The 17,037-nt window shown below is 73.9% G+C and carries 15 protein-coding genes and 1 pseudogene; 5 read left to right on the forward strand and 11 right to left on the reverse strand.

Annotated elements, in window-relative coordinates; translation table 11 throughout:
* Window positions 1-116 precede the first annotated feature (116 nt).
* The 6 genes from ACTWP5_RS02830 to ACTWP5_RS02855 all read right to left on the reverse strand — a co-directional run bounded on the left by ACTWP5_RS02830 (window position 117) and on the right by ACTWP5_RS02855 (window position 6,179).
* Entirely contained in the window at window positions 117-2,087 is a 1,971-nt protein-coding gene (locus ACTWP5_RS02830; RefSeq protein ID WP_443219066.1) for an AMP-dependent synthetase/ligase, read from the reverse strand.
* A 325-nt stretch (window positions 2,088-2,412) separates the two neighbouring features.
* Window positions 2,413-2,754, reverse strand: a complete 342-nt coding sequence (locus ACTWP5_RS02835; protein WP_443219067.1) for a DUF4229 domain-containing protein — start codon at window positions 2,752-2,754, stop codon at window positions 2,413-2,415.
* A gap of 114 nt (window positions 2,755-2,868) precedes the next feature.
* Entirely contained in the window at window positions 2,869-3,405 is a 537-nt protein-coding gene (locus ACTWP5_RS02840) for a GNAT family N-acetyltransferase (RefSeq protein WP_443219327.1), read from the reverse strand.
* Between the two features lie 166 nt (window positions 3,406-3,571).
* Window positions 3,572-4,738 (reverse strand): aminofutalosine synthase MqnE, encoded by a 1,167-nt coding sequence (gene mqnE / locus ACTWP5_RS02845; RefSeq protein ID WP_443219068.1) that lies wholly within the window; start codon window positions 4,736-4,738, stop codon window positions 3,572-3,574.
* A gap of 48 nt (window positions 4,739-4,786) precedes the next feature.
* Window positions 4,787-5,248 (reverse strand): Lrp/AsnC family transcriptional regulator, encoded by a 462-nt coding sequence (locus tag ACTWP5_RS02850; protein WP_443219069.1) that lies wholly within the window; start codon window positions 5,246-5,248, stop codon window positions 4,787-4,789.
* 181 nt (window positions 5,249-5,429) lie between these two features.
* A complete protein-coding gene (locus tag ACTWP5_RS02855) occupies window positions 5,430-6,179 on the reverse strand; it encodes a UbiX family flavin prenyltransferase (protein ID WP_443219070.1) in 750 nt (249 codons plus the stop codon).
* A 220-nt stretch (window positions 6,180-6,399) separates the two neighbouring features.
* Between ACTWP5_RS02855 and ACTWP5_RS02860 the strand changes: the two genes are divergently transcribed.
* From ACTWP5_RS02860 to ACTWP5_RS02870, 3 genes are all read left to right on the forward strand, one after another.
* On the forward strand, window positions 6,400-7,824 hold the full coding sequence (locus tag ACTWP5_RS02860; RefSeq protein WP_443219071.1) for a hypothetical protein: 1,425 nt from the start codon (window positions 6,400-6,402) through the stop codon (window positions 7,822-7,824).
* Between the two features lie 74 nt (window positions 7,825-7,898).
* Window positions 7,899-8,597, forward strand: a complete 699-nt coding sequence (locus ACTWP5_RS02865) for an O-methyltransferase (RefSeq protein WP_443219072.1) — start codon at window positions 7,899-7,901, stop codon at window positions 8,595-8,597.
* 18 nt (window positions 8,598-8,615) lie between these two features.
* Window positions 8,616-9,563, forward strand: coding sequence for an Fpg/Nei family DNA glycosylase (locus tag ACTWP5_RS02870; RefSeq protein ID WP_443219073.1), 948 nt, complete (start codon window positions 8,616-8,618; stop codon window positions 9,561-9,563).
* Between the two features lie 31 nt (window positions 9,564-9,594).
* Here ACTWP5_RS02870 and ACTWP5_RS02875 read toward each other — a convergent pair whose 3' ends face one another.
* Window positions 9,595-11,142 (reverse strand): protein kinase domain-containing protein, encoded by a 1,548-nt coding sequence (locus ACTWP5_RS02875; protein ID WP_443219074.1) that lies wholly within the window; start codon window positions 11,140-11,142, stop codon window positions 9,595-9,597.
* 311 nt (window positions 11,143-11,453) lie between these two features.
* Here ACTWP5_RS02875 and ACTWP5_RS02880 point away from each other — a divergent pair, with 311 nt between their 5' ends.
* Together ACTWP5_RS02880 and ACTWP5_RS02885 are read left to right on the forward strand one after the other, a co-directional pair.
* A complete protein-coding gene (locus ACTWP5_RS02880) occupies window positions 11,454-12,038 on the forward strand; it encodes a SecDF P1 head subdomain-containing protein (RefSeq protein WP_443219075.1) in 585 nt (194 codons plus the stop codon).
* Between the two features lie 179 nt (window positions 12,039-12,217).
* On the forward strand, window positions 12,218-13,306 hold the full coding sequence (locus ACTWP5_RS02885; RefSeq protein WP_443219076.1) for a sigma-70 family RNA polymerase sigma factor: 1,089 nt from the start codon (window positions 12,218-12,220) through the stop codon (window positions 13,304-13,306).
* 69 nt (window positions 13,307-13,375) lie between these two features.
* On the opposite strand, the pseudogene ACTWP5_RS02890 reads toward ACTWP5_RS02885, so the two are convergent.
* From ACTWP5_RS02890 to hppD, 4 genes and pseudogenes are all read right to left on the reverse strand, one after another.
* Window positions 13,376-13,663, reverse strand: a pseudogene (locus tag ACTWP5_RS02890) (hypothetical protein); the annotation flags it as partial.
* Between the two features lie 127 nt (window positions 13,664-13,790).
* The gene (locus ACTWP5_RS02895; protein WP_443219328.1) at window positions 13,791-14,219 is read right to left on the reverse strand and encodes a GNAT family N-acetyltransferase; all 429 of its coding nucleotides are present in this window, start codon (window positions 14,217-14,219) and stop codon (window positions 13,791-13,793) included.
* 122 nt (window positions 14,220-14,341) lie between these two features.
* Complete coding sequence (gene fahA / locus ACTWP5_RS02900) at window positions 14,342-15,571, reverse strand: fumarylacetoacetase (RefSeq protein WP_443219077.1); 1,230 nt, start codon at window positions 15,569-15,571, stop codon at window positions 14,342-14,344.
* A 171-nt stretch (window positions 15,572-15,742) separates the two neighbouring features.
* Entirely contained in the window at window positions 15,743-16,948 is a 1,206-nt protein-coding gene (hppD, locus tag ACTWP5_RS02905) for a 4-hydroxyphenylpyruvate dioxygenase (RefSeq protein WP_443219078.1), read from the reverse strand.
* Window positions 16,949-17,037 lie beyond the last annotated feature (89 nt).

Raw genomic sequence — 17,037 nt, forward strand, 5'->3', positions numbered from 1 at the left:
GACGCGTCCAGCCTCCCGGCCTCCTCCCGGCCTCGCCCGGCCGGGTGGCGCGCGGTGTGGAACGCGTCACAGCGGCGGCCCTCCGCCAGGGTCCGAACGACAGGGCCTAGGAGGGCCTAGGAGACGTAGAGGGCGTCGACCTCGGCGGCGTAGTCGCGCAGCACGGCGGTGCGGCGCAGCTTCAGCGAGGGCGTGAGGTGCCCCGACTGGATGGTGAACTCCGCCGGCAGCACCCGGAAGCGGCGGATCGACTCGGGGGCCGAGACCAGGCTGTTGGCCTCCGACACGACGCGGTCGAGCTGACGCAGCAGCTCGGGGTCGTCGGTCAGCTGCTCGACGGGCACCTCCCGGCGGCCGGCCATCTGCCGCCAGTGGGCGAGCCCGTCGGGGTCGAGGGTGATGAGGGCGGTGAGGTAGGGGCGGTTCTCGCCGACGACGAGGCACTGGCCGACGAGGGGGTGGGCGCGTATGCAGTCCTCCAGCGGGGCGGGCGCGACGTTCTTGCCGCCGGAGGTGACGATCAGGTCCTTCTTGCGGCCGGTGATCGAGAGGTAACCGTCGGCGTCGAGCGCGCCGAGGTCGCCCGTGGGCAGCCACCCCTCGGCGTCGGTGGCGGGCACCACCCGGGCGCGGGCGGCGTCCCAGTACCCGGCGAAGACCTGGGCGCCCCGGACGAGGATCTCGCCGTCGGGCGCGATGCGGACGGCGGTGCCGGGCATGGGCCAGCCCACGGTGCCCATGCGCTGGGCGTTGGGGGGCGTGATGGTGGAGGCGCCGGTGGTCTCGGTCAGGCCGAAGCCCTCGTAGACGTTGATGCCGGCGCCCTCGTAGAACGCGGCCAGCTGCCGGCCGAGGGGCGAGCCGCCGCAGATGACCTGCTTGATGTGGCCGCCGAGGGCGGCGCGGACCCGGCGGTAGACGAGGGCGTCGTAGAGGCCGCGCGCGGTGCGCAGCGCGAAGCCGGGGCCGGGGCCCGTGCCGTGCTGCTCGGCCTCGGCGGCGGCGCCGTAGCGGCGGGCGATCCTGGCGGCGCGGTCGAAGGAGGCTGCCCGGCCCATCCGCTCCGCCATGGCGCGGCCGGTGTTGTAGACCCTCTCCAGCAGGTACGGGATGGCGAAGAGGAACGTGGGCTGGAAGCTGGCGAGGTCGGCCAGGAGGTCGTCGGTGGCGACGCTCGGGGCGTGGCCGAGGCGGACGCGGGCGCGGACACAGCCGAGGGCGACGATGCGGCCGAGGACGTGGGCCAGCGGGAGGAAGAGCAGCGTGGCGGCGGGCTCGTCGGTGACCTGGCGGAAGATCGGGTAGAGCAGTTCGATGGCGTTGTCCACCTCGGCGAGCAGGTTGCCGTGGGTGATGACGCAGCCCTTGGGGGTGCCGGTGGTGCCCGAGGTGTAGATGACGGTCGCGGCCAGGCCGGGTGACAGGAGGGCGCGGCGGTCGGCGACGGCCGAGTCCGGCACCGCCCGGCCCGCGGCGGCGATGTGGTCCAACGCGGTCCGCTCGCCACCGCCGGTGAGGGCCGTGAACTGCCACAGGTGGCGCAGCTCGGGCAGTTCGTGCTGGATGGCGGTGAGGGTGCGGGCCTCCTCCACCCGCTCGACGGCGCAGGCGCGGACGCCGGCGTCCCGCAGGATCCAGGCGACCTGCTGGGGCGAGGAGGTGGGGTAGATCGGGACGGTGATCAGGCCGGCCGCCCAGGCGGCGAAGTCCAGCAGGGTCCACTCGTACCGGGTGCGGGACATGATCGCGATCCGCTCACCCGGGTGCAGGCCGTGCGCGATCAGCCCCTTGGCGACGGCCAGGACCTCGGCGGCGAACTCGGCGCACGTCACGTCCTGCCAGCCGCCGTCGCTCTGCCTGCGGGCGAGGACGACCTGCTCGGGCGCCTGGCGGGCGTTGAGGAACGGGATGTCGGCGAGGCTGCCGCCCTGGGCGGGCGGGACGAGGGGTGGCACGGACGCCTCGACGACGATGCCGTGTTCGAGGCGCAGCCGCGGGCGGACGAGGGCCGGCGACTCCGGGTCGGCCCCGGCGCCGACGCCGACGGGTGCGCCGACGGCGCTGCTCTGGCGCTGGATGCGCGACATGGGCCCTCCCGGTGCGGGTCGGCGGGGAACGGCGGGGACAGCGGGGAACGGCGTCGGAAGCGCATTCTGCCGGGTGACTCGCGCGTTACGCCCAGATTGACGAGCACTTTCACGGGACCGCCACCTGTGCCGCCCGTGTGACGCGGCATGGTGAGCGTCACCGAAGTGTGATGCGCCGGCCCCTTGAATCATTTCAACGCTCTGCGCCAGGGTTCTGCCAACGCGCTTGCCGCGTCCCCCACCATGGGAGCGGTGCCCTCGCCGTCGAACTCGCCGTGTCCGGCGGGGGCATCGCGTCAACGCCGTGCGGGCGGGCCCGGGGCCGTCAGGCGCGGGCGGCGTCGTCCGCGTCGTCCTCCATGGACTGGTTGGCGGTGAGCCGCTCGCGGGCCCGGCCGACGCTCGTGGTGATCTGGGTGGCCATCGCGTCGCGTTGGCGGCGCAGCACCACGAAGCTGATCGGGGCCGACACGACGATCGACAGCAGCGCGATCCACAGCGGGTTGGCCGTCCCCACGGACTCGGGAAGCACTCCCACGTACGCGAGGATCGCGATGACGACGAAGCAGCCGGCGAAGATGCCCAGGCGCATCGCCGTGTAGCGCAGGGTCGCGTGGCGCGTGGGGGGCGTCTCGCTGGTCTGGCTCGTCGGGCTCGTCTGGCTCATGCCGTCCAGTGAAACACAGCGCTCCGACAGGCCGGTGAGGCGGTCCCGCGGCCGGCTGCCCGGCTGGCCACCTGGCCCACTGCCCGGCCGACCCACTGCCCGGCTCGCCGCCGGTCAGGAGGCCCGGTGGTCCTCCGCCACGCGCCGCCACAGGATGACGTCGTCGCGGAACTCCCCGTCCGCCACCTGGATCGCGTCCGGGACGCGGCCCACCTCGCGGTACCCGCAGGACGCGTAGAACCGTTCGAGCCCCATGCCGCCCCGGCAGGTGAGGCGTATCGCCGTGATGCCGTCCATCGAGCGGGCGGCCGAGGCGGCGGCGGCCATCACCTCGCGGCCGGTGCCCCGCCCCTGTAGGTCGGGGTGGAGCATCACCGTCTTCAGCCACACCCAGTGCCGCATCAGCCGGTGCTCGTTCAGGACGAAGAACGCCGTGGCGACCGCGCGGCCCGACTCGTCGAAGCCGACCAACGGCCGCGTGGAGCCCTCGGCGACGCCCACCAGGTGGCGCCGCAGCTCCCCCTGCACGTCCTCGGGCGTGACCGGCGGCACGAAGCCGACGGCTCCGCCCGCGTTGGTGACGTCGGCCCAGAGCTGGGCCAACTCCTCGCGCAGGCGGGGGGTGACGGCCGGGTCGAGCACGTACCGCAGCCGCGTGTCCTGCCGGGGCCGCGGCTGGCGCGGCACCGCCGGCTGGGACGAGGACGCGGAGGGAGACGAGGACGCGGAGGGGGACGAGGACGCGGAGGGGGACTGGGCCGGGTACGGCGAGGCGGACGACGCCTGCACGAAACGGGTGGTCTGCGTCACGGACGCCTCACACCCGCATCGGCTGCGGCGACTCGCGCCGCTCGGGGTCGGGACCGTCGTACTCGCGCACCACCTCGTACCGGGTGTTCCGCTCCACCGGGCGGAAGCCGGCGTCGCGGATCAGCTCCAGCAGGTCGTCGCGGGTGAGCTTGTCGGGGGTGCCGAACGCGTCGGCGTCGTGGGTGATCTTGTACTCCACGACGGAGCCGTCCATGTCGTCCGCGCCGTGCTGGAGCGCGAGCTGCGCCGTCTGCACGCCGTGCATCACCCAGAAGACCTTCACGTGCGGCACGTTGTCGAACAGCAGGCGCGAGACGGCGAAGGTGCGCAGGGCGTCCGCGCCGGTGGCCATCGTGGTCCGTGCCTGGAGGGTGTTGCGGACCTTGCCGTCCTTCACGTCCACGAAGTCGTGCTGGTACCGCAGGGGGATGAAGACCTGGAAGCCGCTGGTCTCGTCCTGGAGCTCCCGCAGCCGCAGCACGTGGTCCACGCGGTGGCGCGGCTCCTCGATGTGCCCGTAGAGCATGGTGCAGGGGGTCTTCAGGCCCTTGGAGTGCGCCAGGCGGTGAATGCGGGACCAGTCCTCCCAGTGGGTCCTGTGGTCCACGATCTGCTGGCGGACCTCCCAGTCGAAGATCTCCGCGCCGCCGCCCGTCAGCGACTCCAGGCCGGCGTCGATCAGCTCGTCGAGGATCTCGGAGGCCGGCAGCCCGGAGATCGACTCGAAGTGGTGGATCTCGGTGGCGGTGAACGCCTTCAGGGAGACCTGCTCGCCGAGCGCCTCCTTCAGGGCGCGCAGGGAGCGCGGGTAGTACCGCCAGGGGAGGGTGGGGTGGAGGCCGTTGACGATGTGGAGCTCGGTGAGCTGCTCGCCCTCCATGGCCCTGGCCAGGCGCACGGCCTCCTCGATGCGCATGGTGTACGCGTCCTTCTCGCCCGGCTTGCGCTGGAACGAGCAGTACGCACAGGAGGCGGTGCAGACGTTGGTCATGTTGAGGTGGCGGTTGACGTTGAAGTAGACGACGTCGCCGTTGCGTCTGGTGCGCACCTCGTGGGCCAGGCCGCCCAGCCACGCCAGGTCGTCGCAGGCGTAGAGGGCGACGCCGTCCTCGCGGCTGAGCCGTTCGCCCGACCTGACCTTCTGCTCCAGCTCTCGCTTCAGCCCCGCGTCCATGTGCTCTCCGCCTCCCTGCCAGCCTCCCTGCCGCCGGCTCCGTCGAGCCTACGCCGCCGCGCCGCCTGGCAGGTCACCGACCCGGTTCTCCCACTTCGTGGAGAGCACGATGGTGGTGCGGGTGCGGGAGACGCCCCTGGTGCCGTTGAGGCGACGGATGGTGCGCTCCAGGCCGTCGACGTCCCCGGCGCGGACCTTCAGCATGTACGAGTCGTCCCCCGCGATGAACCAGCAGTCCTCGATCTCGTGCAGCTCGCTCAGCCGGGAGGCGACCTCCTCGTGGTCGACGGCGTCGGAGAGCTGGACCCCGACGAGCGCGGTGACGCCGAGGCCGAGGGAACGGGCGTCGACCGTGGCGCGGTATCCCGTGATGACGCCCGCGGCCTCCAGACGGTTGATGCGGTCGGTGACGCTGGGGCCCGACAGGCCGACGAGGCGGCCGAGTTCGGCGTAGGAGGCCCGCCCGTTCTCCCGCAGGGCCTGGATCAGCTGCCTGTCCACCGCGTCCATCGCGTCCCGTACCTTCCTCGTCCCCTGGTCCCTTACACAGATGAATCTAAGGCATACGCAGCGCATGGCCTACGAGTGGTCGGGTGGGGGGGCGAGGCGCGGTACCGGCGGCCGAGCGGCGGCGGTCGCGGGCCGGCCGTCAGGGGGCGGGCGTCGGGGTCCGGCCGTCGGGGTCCGGCCGTCAGGGGCAGCGGGACGCCGTGCCGTGCGTCACACCCGCCGCCCCGCCGAGCTCCCCGGTCCACCGGTGGTAGAGGACGTCGGCGCCGGGTGCCCCGGCCGCGTCGAGCGCGCGGGCGGCGACGAAGTCCACCAGGTCCTGTATGTGGCGGGCGCCCGCGTAGAACGCGGGCGCGGCCGGCAGCACCACGGCTCCGGCGTCGTGGAGCGTGACCAGGTGGCGCAGGGTCAGGCCGGTCAGCGGCGCCTCCCGCACCACCACCACGAGCGGGCGGCGCTCCTTGAGGGTGACGGCGGCGGCCCGCTGGAGCAGGTCCTTGGACAGGCCGAGCGCCACGCCGGCCACGGCGTCGGTGGAGGCTGGGACGATCAGCATGCCGCGCGCCGGGTACGAGCCGGAGGAGGGCCCCGCCGCCAGGTCGCGGGCGGACCAGTGGCGCACCAGGTCGAGGTCGTCGGCGGAGACCTTGAAGGCGTCGGGCGTGCCGTCGGCGCCCCTGGCCAGCCAGACGGCCAGGTCCTCGCGCCAGTGGGCGTCGCGGAACGGCAGCCCCGTCTCGTCCAGCAGCGTGAGCCGCGCGGCGCGGCTGACGACGAGGTCCACGGCCTGACCGGCGACCAGCAGCGCCCGCACCAGGGCGGCGGCGTAGGGCGTGCCCGACGCGCCGGAGACTCCCACCACCCAGGGCTCGCGCGGCGGGCCCGGGCGCGGAGGAGTCGACGGGGAGGAGCGGGAAGTGCTGCTGGACATGCCGCGAGACTAACCCCCGGCCAGGCCCCGGCGGCGACGCCGTTGACGGCAACGGCACGCTCACCGCTTTGTGACGCATCGGCCACAGCGGGCGCCCCGGAGGCGGCTCGTTCGTTGCGTACAGGGACACTCAGGCGCAAGCAGGCCCGAGGAAGCCGAGGGAATCCCAGGAAAGCCCAAGGAAGCCGTAGGGACGACTCCGAGGAGTGACGACATCCGCATGAGCGCGCACCGCCCGTACCGCCGCCCGCAGCGCCCGCGACGGCCTCAGCGCCCGCAGCGCCCGCGGCGGCTGCTCGCCGTGCTCGGCGCGCTCGGCGCCCTGTCCGTCGCCGCCGCCGGATCGGCCGGCTGCCAGGCTCTGCCCGCCAGGGCGGACCAGGACACGGACGGGGGAAGGGACGGCGAGGCGGCCAGGGAGATGGTGGCCGACGCCGTGGACGAGCTGATGGCGTGGCAGGGCGTCACGGGGGAGGCGTCGATCGACGCCAGCCCCGAGCAGGTCCTCGCCTACCTGGAGCGCACCACCCCCGCCACCGAGCCGCGGCCGACGCCCGGGGACGCCCGGCGGCTGGCCGAGCTGGAGGCGACGGTCACGGCCGGTAGTCCCGAGGAGGACGCGGTCATCCGGGAGCTGGGTCCCGGGGACCCGCTCGACAGCGGGATCGTGGTGTCGTTCGGGGGCAACGACGTGGTCGGACTGAAGAACGTCGGGGGGAACGTGGCGACGCGGGTCGACGTGGTGGCCGTCGTGGAGGACGCGCTGCACGGGGACGAGGCCACCGTCGCGGAGGCGGAGCGCTTCGCGCGGGACGCCTCCCGGCTGCCCGACTCGCTGTACGTGCCGCGTGAGGCGCTGCGCGGCGGGTGGGTGGCGGTCGATCCCTTCCTGTACGACGCGTACGCCGCCACGCTGGGCGAGGCGACGGGGGTGGACGGGGCGGAGGCCGCCGGGCGGACGCTGGGGGAGGCGTTGACCGAGGCGGGGGCGCTGCTGACGGGGGAGGCGCTGCGCGGGTTCGCCGAGGGGCTCGGCGCGACGTTGGGCGGGGGCGCGGGGGGCGACGGCGCCGAGGGCGGTGCGGGGGAGGTCACGTTCCGGGCCACCGGCGAGGAGCGGGGCGCCGAGGTGGTCGAGGTCCGGATGCCGGCGGGCGAGGCGTGGCGGCTGCTGGGGCCGTGGCTCGGCCTGCTCGCCCCGGGTGGGGAGGACGGCTCGGGAGGGGCGGACGACTCGGGCGAGGACGGCGGCTCGGACGGCGAGGACGGCTCGGGCCAGGACGGCGGCTTGGGCGGGGTCGGTGGGCGGCTCGGGCTGCCGCCGGTCGTCGCCGAGCCGACGGGTCAGGCCGCGCGGCAGGAGGTCACCGGCGAGCTGACCGTGCGCAACGGTGTGCTCAGCGGCTTCACGTTGGACCTGGCGCAGTTCGGCACGATCGTGGACGCGGGCGGCGAGCTGCCCCCGCTGCCGCTGTCGGTCTCGCTGACCGGCGGCACCGCGCTCTCCCTCAGCGCCCCGGCCGGCGGGGTGCTGACGCCGACGGACCTGGACGTCGCGCTCATCTATCTGGAGCGACGCGCCGAGGAGCGGGAGCAGGCGCCCGACCGCGCCGAGTTGCCGGGACCGATGCAGCCGGGGGCGTAGCGGCGCGGCGCCCGGGGCGCGTTCGCCGTCCTCGGAGCCCGCCGTTGTCAGAAGGTCACCGTAGAGTCACGTTCATGGACTCGACGTCATCGCCCTCACCTGGCTCTTCCGGCTCCCCCGCCTTCCCGATCACCCACCCCGCCCTGTCCGACTATCTGATCGCCCACGCCACCCCCGCCGCCGACGAGGTGCTGCGGGACCTCGCGGAGGAGACCCACCGCACGCTGCCCAGGCACACCAGCATGCAGATCACGCATGACGAGGGGGCGTTCCTCGCGCTGCTGGCGCGGCTGGTGGGCGCGCGGCGGGCCGTCGAGGTCGGCACGTTCACGGGGTACTCGTCGCTGTGCGTGGCCCGCGCGCTGCCACCGGACGGGCATCTGCTGGCCTGTGACGTGAGCGAGGAGTGGACCGCGATCGCCCGGCGGTACTGGGAGCGCGCCGGCGTCGCGGACCGCATCGAGCTGCGCCTGGCCCCGGCCGCCGAGACGCTGCGGGCGCTGCCGCGCGAGGAGACGATCGACTTCGCCTTCATCGACGCGGACAAGGAGGGGTACCCGGTGTACTACGAGGAGCTTGTCGTCCGTCTGCGCCCGGGAGGCGTCATCGTCCTGGACAACGTGCTGCGCGAGGGCCGCGTCGTCGACCCCTCCGCGACGGGCTCCGGGGACCGGGCGATCCGCGAGGTCAACGCCACGATCGCCGCCGATCCGCGCGTGGAGTCGGTGATACTGCCGCTGCGCGACGGCGTCACGGTGGTGAGGAAGCGGTGACGCGTTAGCGTTGGGGGCATGCCGGAGTTGCCCGAGGTCGAGGCGTTGCGTTCCTTTCTCACCGATCGTCTGGTGGGGCGGCGGGTGGAGCGTGTCGTGCCGGTCGCCTTCCACGTGCTGAAGACGTACGAGCCGCCGCTGTCCGCCGCCGAGGGGCGGACGGTGACGGGGGTGACGCGGCACGGGAAGTTCCTCGACGTCGCGCTGGACGGCGGCACGGAGGCGGAGACGGGGAGCGGCGCGGAGGCAGGGAGTGGGGCGGGGAGCGGCGCGGACGCGGGAGCGGACGGGCTGCACCTCGTCGTGCACCTGGCGCGGGCCGGGTGGCTGCGGTGGCGGGACGCGCTGCCCACCGCCGCGCCCCGGCCGGGTGGCAGGGGTGCGCTGGCGCTGCGCGTCGGTCTCGACTCCCCCGCCGGCGGCGGCTTCGACCTCACCGAGCAGGGCACCCAGAAGCGGCTGGCGGTGTGGTGCGTGCGCGATCCCGCCGAGGTGCCGGGGGTGGCGCGGCTCGGGCCCGATCCGTTGGATTCGGCGCTCACGCCCGAAGCGTTCGCGGCGCTGCTGCGGGAGGACCGGCGCCAGGTCAAGGGCGTGCTGCGGGACCAGGGCGTCCTGGCCGGCATCGGCAACGCGTACTCCGACGAGATCCTTCACGCCGCGCGGCTGTCGCCGTTCCGGCTGGCTGCGCGCCTGGACGAGGACGAGGTCGCCGCCCTGCACGCCGCCATGGTCGACACGCTGCGGGATGCCGTCGAGCGGTCCCGTGGGCTGGCCGCCGGGGAGTTGAAGGCGGAGAAGAAGACGGGGCTGCGCGTCCACGGCAGGACCGGGCAGCCCTGTCCGGTCTGCGGGGACACCGTCCGCGAGGTGTCGTTCGCCGACTCCTCCCTCCAGTACTGCCCGCGCTGCCAGACGGGCGGCAGGCCGCTGGCCGACCGCCGCATGTCCCGCCTGCTCAGGTAGCTGGTCTGGGAGCCGGGAGGCTCCCTGGGTATCAGGTCGCGGGGTCGGGCGAGATGTCCACGCCGTGGGTCTCGGCGATCTCCGCCAGCCCGCCGGTGTAGGCGCGGCTGGTGGCCGAGAACGCCCACCCCTCGCCGTCCTCGTCCCTGACCAGCTCGCCGAGGGTGAGCGCGGTGCGGCCCCGTGGCCCGAAGGGGAAGCCGTAGCACAGCAGCTCGGCGTCGGCCCTGTCCGTCTCCATCAGCCGGATGTGCGGCACCCGCACCATGGCCATGTCGTGGCCGCGGGCCTCGGCGTCGTGGATCGAGAGCACGAACAGCACCCGCCAGGCCCGCGGCTGGGCCTCCAGGCGGTCGAGGCGCACCGCGAAGCGGGCCTCGGGCTCGTCGCTGGCCATGCGGATGCCGAAGGCGCCCTGGTCGGTGTTGTTGTAGAAGATGAAGTGCTGGTCGGAGAGGACCCGCCCCGCCCGGTCGACGATGAGGGCGCTCGGGTCGACCTCCATGCCGGCGCCCTTGCGGGCCTTCCAGTCGACGCCGACGGTGAAGCGGTTCACGCCCGGCAGCACGTCCTCCAGCCGCATGCGCTGCCCCGTGGCCAGCGGCAGCCGCCCGCCGTCCGGGTGCGGACAGCTGGCGAGCAGCACCGCCCGGGGGTCCATCCCGGTCGGCCGGTACACGACGGTGGCGGCGGTCGCCTGGGAGGGCAGCGCCCGATCGGGCCGCGAGGCCAGCTCCCCCAGCCGCTCCGCGATCTCCGTGGCGCTGCCCGGTCGCTCGGCCGGGCGCTTGGCCAACAGCTCGGAGATCAGCTGGTCCCAGGCGGGCGGCAGCCCCTGGCGGAGCGTGCTGGGGGGCGGCGCCTGGTCCTCCAGCTGTTGGCGCAGCAGCTGGTAGAGGGAGCCGCGGAAGGGGGGCCGGCCGGTGGCGAGGGCGTAGAGCACGCAGCCCAGCGCGTACAGGTCACTCCTGGCGGAGATCCCGGTGCCCTCGATCTGCTCGGGCGCCATGTACGAGGGGGTGCCCAGGACCACGCCGGTGGAGGTCAGGCGGGCGTGGTCGGTGGACTCGGCGAGGACGGCGGCGATGCCGAAGTCCAGGACGCGGGCGAGCCCGTCGGGGCCGACCATGACGTTGGCGGGCTTCAGGTCGCGGTGGACCACGCCCGCGTCGTGGGCGACGGCGAGGGCGCGGCAGATCTGCTCGCCCCAGCGGGCCACGTCCGACAGCGGCGGCAGCTCCCGCGACAGGATCTGGTCGAGCGAACGGCCGGCGAGACGTTCCATCACCAGGTACAGCACCGGGCGGTGGTCGAAGACGTCGTCACCGAAGTCGTGCACCGTGACGATGTACGGGCTGGACAGCTTGGCCAGGAGCCTGGCCTCGCGCTGGAAGCGTTCCGCCAGGCGCGGGTCGCCGCCGACGGTGCCGGTGCCGAGGCCCGCGCCGACGACCTTCAGGGCGACGGGACGCTCCAGCCGCAGGTCGAGCGCCTCCCAGACGCTGCCCATGCCGCCCTCGCCCAGGAGCTCCCCGATCCGGTACCGGCCCCCCAGCACCTCGCCCCTCATCCCGACCATGACGTACGAACCCCCTGCGCGAACCCCGGTGTGCCGCCGACCAGTGCAGTAGCTTGTGACGAGCCAACTGTAGGCGTCGGGTCCCACGAGGGGGAGGCACGATGAGCATGGGTGCTGGGCCGGGCGCGGGTGGCGCGCCGCAGGGCCCGTGGGGGCCCGGGGGTGACGGGTCTCCGGCCGGGCCCTCCGGTCACGGTCCGGGGCACCCCGGACATGGTTCGGGGCACCCCGGGAACGGTCCGGGCCTCCCCGGGCAGGGTCCCGAGTACGTCCCCGGACACGAACCCGGACGCGGTCCGGCGCGCGCCCCCGTGGTGGCGAGCCTCGCGCTCCTCACCGTCCTCGGAGTCGTCCTGACGATCCTGGCGCTCCGCCTCAGCGGCGGCGAGGAGAAGGGCGACCTCGCGGCGGAGAGCGCCGAGGGCGAGGGTGGCGTGTCGGACGACGGCGCGGCGGCCACGGGCCCGGCCGTCCTGATGGAGCCGCTCGCCTTCGTCCCCGTCCGGCACGCGCTGCCCGGCGCCTGCGGCAGCCCGCGCCCGCCGGTCACCCTCGACGACCCGGACCAGGGCCAGTGCCTGACGCTCGACGTGGCGAGCGGCATGGAGGTCACGCGCCTGGCCGGCCCGGCCGAGGCGGTCTTCAGCGAGGCGTCCGGCGGCTGGGCGGTACGGGTCACGCTGCTGGAACGCGACGCCGTCCGCTTCGGCGAGCTGACCGAGCGGGTGGCGAAGGAGCCGGCGCCGGCGAACCAGCTGGCCATGGTGCTCGGCGAGGACATGCTGCTCGCGGCGCCACTGGTCACCGGACGCATCGACGGCGGCGAGGTGGAGATCAGCGGCGGCTTCGACGCGCAGGACGCGCAGGCCATCGCCATCGAGCTCGGCGCCTCCTGAGCTGGGGTTTCGTCCTTCGCTCGCGACTCGCTCCGCGGGGATCGGGTCGATTGTCAGACCCCATGGCTACGGTGGGATCCCACGTGGACGTCATGCGAGCGACCGTCGTGGAGAGCCAGGCGTGGAGAGCCAGGCGTCAGCGCGCGAGGCGTGGCGAGGCAGGCAGACAGGGAGCACTGATGAACACCACGACCACCACGCTGTCTCCGGTGGAGACAGAGCTGGACCAGTTCCGCACCGAGCTGACCGGGTACTGCTACCGGATGCTCGGCTCGTCCTTCGAGGCCGAGGACGCCGTCCAGGAGACGATGGTCCGCGCCTGGCGGGCCTACGACAAGTTCGAGGGCCGCTCCAGCCTGCGCTCCTGGATGTACCGGATCGCGACGAACGTCTGCCTGACCATGCTGGACAGCAGCAAGCGCCGTGCCCGGCCGATGGACCTGTCCTCGCCCGTGTCCGTCTCCTCCGCCACCCTGCACCCGCCGCTGCCGGAGACGGCGTGGGTGGAGCCGATGCCGGACAGCCGCGCCCTGCCGGCCGATCCCGCCGAGCGGGCCGAGGCCCGGGAGTCGGTGCGGCTGGCGCTGATCGCCGCCCTCCAGCACCTGCCGGCCAAGCAGCGGGCGGTGCTGATCCTGCGCGAGGTGCTGGCCTGGAAGGCGAGCGAGGTGGCGGAGCTGCTCGGCACCACGGTCGCCTCGGTGAACAGCGCGCTCCAGCGGGCCCGCGCCACCCTGGCCGCCACCGGCCTGACCGAGTCCGGCAGCGCCTCGGCCGCGATGGACTCGGGCGCTGCCGGCTCGGCTGACGGGGCGAGCCTGTCGGAGGAGCACCGGGAGCTGCTGACGAAGTACCTCCAGGCCTTCGAGCAGTACGACATCAGCGCCCTGACCACCCTGCTCCACACGGACGCCACCCAGTCGATGCCGCCGTACGAGCTGTGGCTGCGCGGCCCGGAGGAGATCGCGGCCTGGATGCTCGGGCCGGGCCACGGCTGCCGCGGCTCCCGTCTCATACCGACGTCGGCCAACGGCTGCCCGGCCTTCGCGCAGTACCGCGTCTCCCCCGACGGCGACGGTTACGTCCCGTGGGCGCTCCAGGTGCTAGAGGTCTCCGACGGCAGGGTCAGCGACATCACGATCTTCCTGACGCCCGAGGCCCAGCAGATCATCGAGGTCGACCAGGGGCGGCTCGCCCCCGGGGACCCGGTGCCCGACGTGCCGCACATCTTCACCGCGTTCGGCCTCCCCCTCCGTCTCGACGTGTAAGAGGTGACCCAGACCGACGAACTCCATCAGGTCCCGCAGCCGGGGCGGCACGTTCACGAACCGCACGGGCCGCCGCGCCGTCAGGCGTAGCCGCGCGAGCACGTCGATCGCGACGACGTCAGCCGTGGCGAGCTGACCGACGTCCACGGTCACGGCCGTGTCGCCGCCGTGGTCCGCCAGCCGCCGCCGCAGCCGTTCGCAGAGCCCCGGGACGTCGGGCCGTGCCACGGGCCCTCGCACCACGAACAGGACCCCGTCCCCGAGCGTGTGCCGCGCCGGGTCCGCGGTCGGGTCTCTTCCTGCCGTCATGGCCCTCACCTCCACCCGTATCTGACCCGGTGGGGAGGGAGAACTCATCGGCTGTGGTGGGGCGTCCGAGCCCGGGCTCTGTCCGGGCCCTGGTCGCCCGCGTTCTGAGCGGCGTTCAGCTGGGTTCGGCTGAGCCCAACCGAGTTCGGCGGAGGTCGGCTGAGTTCGGCGAGGCTCAGCGCGCCAGCGGCTTGACCCACCGGCCCCATTCGGACTGGGGCGCGTAGCCGCGGGCGTGCCAGGCGCGGTGCGCGAGGTCGTTGTCGTGCAGCACCATGGCGTCGGCCCGGCGGCCTCCCAGCGCGGCGAAGCGCTGTTCCGCGGCGGCCAGCAGGGCGGTGGCCACGCCCCGGCGACGGTGCTCGGGGGCGACGGCGAGGCGGTAGAGGTGGCAGCGCCAGCCGTCGAAGCCGGCGATGACGGTGCCGACGAGCTGCCCGTCGGGCCCTTCGGCGAGGAGCAGCGCCTCGGGGTCCCGGGTGACGAGGTTGTACACCCCGGCCGGGTCGTCACTGACGCTCACGCCCTCGGCCGCCGCCGCCCAGAACGCCAGCACGGCCTCGACGTCGGCGCTGCCGCCGGCACGTATCCGCAGGTCCGTCAGGGCGGACGGTGCCACGGTCGCCGGCGGTGCCGTGGGGGCCGCGGTGGCCGTGGGGTCCGCGGTGGCGGCTGAGGACTCCCGCCCCTTCTGGTCCTTCTGGGCGTTCTGGGCGTTCTGGTGCGTCATGTGCCCCATCTGACCACACGGCCGCGGACCTCACCCAACCCGATTCGGGCGCCGGCGGGCCCCGGGGCCGTGGCGGTGACGGTGATCTCGTCGCCGTCGGCGAGGAAGGCGCGCGTCGTCCCGTCGGGCAGCGTCAGTGGCTCCGCGCCGTTCCACGTCAGCTCGATCAGCGAGCCCCGCTGGTCGCGCTCCGGCCCGCTGACGGTGCCCGAGGCGAGGAGGTCGCCGGGGCGCAGCCAGGCGCCGTTCGCCGTGAGGTGGGCGAGCTGCTGGGCGGCGGTCCAGTACAGGCCGGCCGCCGGGGGGTGGGAGAGGCGGTGGCCGTTCAGTTCGACCGTGAGCTTCAGGTCCAGACCCCACGGCGGGGACAGCGCGGTGTCGTCGAGGTAGGGCAGCGGGCGCGGCTCGCGCGGCGGCGGCGCCACCCGGGCGTGGTCGAGCGCGGCGAGCGGCACGACCCACGGCGAGACGGAGGTGGCGAACGACTTCCCGAGGAACGGCCCCAGCGGCACGTACTCCCACGCCTGGATGTCGCGGGCGGACCAGTCGTTGACCAGGCAGACTCCGAAGAGGTGACGGTCGGCCTCGGCCAGCGGCACGGGCCGGCCGGGCCGCGACGCGGTGCCGACGACGAAGCCGACCTCGGCCTCGAAGTCGAGCCGGCGCGAGGGCCCGTGGCTGATGGTGCCGTCCGGCTCGCGGCGCTGCCCGGCCGGGCGGGTGACCGGCGTGCCGGACACCACGACGGTGCCGGCCCGCCCGTGGTAGCCGATGGGCATGTGCCGCCAGTTCGGTGTGAGCGGCTCCCCGCCGGGGCGGAGGATGCGGCCGAGGTTCGTGGCGTGGTGCTCGCTGGCGTAGAAGTCGACGTAGTCCGCGACGGTGAACGGCAGCCGTGGCCGCGCGGCCTCGGCCGGGACGAGCAGTGGGACGATCCGGTCGCGGTGGCGTCCCTCCGTCAGCCATTCGGTCACCGCTGCCCGCACCCGCGCCCAGGTTTCGGGTCCGGCGGCCAGCAGCCGGTCGAGGGTGCCCTCCTCCAGCAGCGGGGCGTGCTCCGGCAGGAGCGGCTCGGCGGCGGCCGTCAGGTCGAGCACCCGCTCGTCCCCCACCCGCACGCCGAGGCGCGGCTCGGGCCGGCCCGGGGTGGTGAAGCTGCCGTAGGGCAGGGTCTGCGGCCCGAACGGGTGTCCGTTCAGGTCGAGTTCGTCGACGATGCTCCCCACGCTTGCCTCCACCGTTCGCTGATCCGGCCCACCCTCTGCTGCCCGCGGCGGCCCTGGCGCATGCCGCACCGGCGCCGGTCCGCACCGGTCCGCACCGGTCCGCGCCGGTCCAACGCCGGGCCGCCGCGGGCCAGACGTCGCGGTGAGACGTCGCGGGTCAGACGTCGCGGGTCAGAAGTTGCCCCGGCGGGCCTGTTCCCGCTCGATGGCCTCGAAGAGCGCCTTGAAGTTGCCCTTCCCGAAGCCGAGGGAGCCGTGGCGCTCGATGAACTCGAAGAAGACCGTGGGCCGGTCGCCGATCGGCTTGGTGAAGATCTGGAGCAGGTAGCCGTCCTCGTCGCGGTCGACGAGGATGCCCCGGGCGCGCAGTTCCTCGACCGGCACGCGGACCTCGCCGATGCGGGCGCGCAGCTGTGGGTCGTTGTAGTAGCTGTCGGGGGTGGCCAGGAACTCCACGCCCTTGGCCCGCAGCACGTCGACCGTCCTCACGATGTCGTTCGTCGCCAGCGCCAGGTGCTGCACGCCGGGTCCGCCGTAGAAGTCGAGGTACTCGTCGATCTGCGAGCGCTTCCTCCCGACGGCCGGTTCGTTGAGGGGGAACTTCACGCGGTGGTTGCCGTTGGCGACGACCTTGCTCATCAGCGCCGAGTAGTCGGTGGCGATGTCGTCGCCGATGAACTCGGCCATGTTCGTGAAGCCCATGACGCTGTTGTAGAAGGAGACCCACTCGTCCATGCGTCCCAGCTCCACGTTGCCGACGACGTGGTCGAGGGCCTGGAAGAGCCGCCGCGGCTCGCCGCTCGGCTTGACGTAGCCGGAGGAGCGGGCCACGTAGCCCGGCAGGTAGGGCCCCGAGTAGCGGGAGCGGTCCACCAGGCTGTGCCGGGTGTCGCCGTACGTGGCGAGGGCGGCGACGCGGACGGTGCCGTGCTCGTCGGAGAGGTCGTGCGGTTCGGTCAGGATCCGCGCGCCCGCCTCCCGCGCGTGCGCCACGCAGCGGTCCACGTCGGGCACGTCCAGGGCGACGTCGATGACGCCGTCGCCGTGCCGCCGGTGGTGTTCCAGCAGCGGACTCCCGGGGTCGACGCCGCCCTTGACGACGAACCGGACCGCGCCGGAGCGCAGCACGTAGGCGTGGTGGTCGCGGTTGCCGGTCTCGGGTCCCGAGTAGGCGACGAGTTCCATGCCGAAGACGGTCTGGTAGTAGAGCGCGGCCTGTGCGGCGTTCCCGACCGCCCACACCACCGCGTCCCAGCCGGCGACCGGGAAGGGGTCGCCCTCCGCGTCGTACTCCACGAGGCCGACGAGCTGCCGCAGCTGCTGGATGTCGAGTTGGGCCGCCCGCTCCTCGTTCGTCAGGGTCACGTCAGCACTCATGTCCCCAGGACACCGCGTGCCGCGATTCCTCGCAAGCACGACGCATCCGTCTGATACGACTGTCCAGATCGCCGGGCAGGTGCCCGTTC

It is taken from the genome of Streptomyces sp. 4N509B, from assembly GCF_052245655.1.
GTDB lineage: Bacteria > Actinomycetota > Actinomycetes > Streptomycetales > Streptomycetaceae > Streptomyces.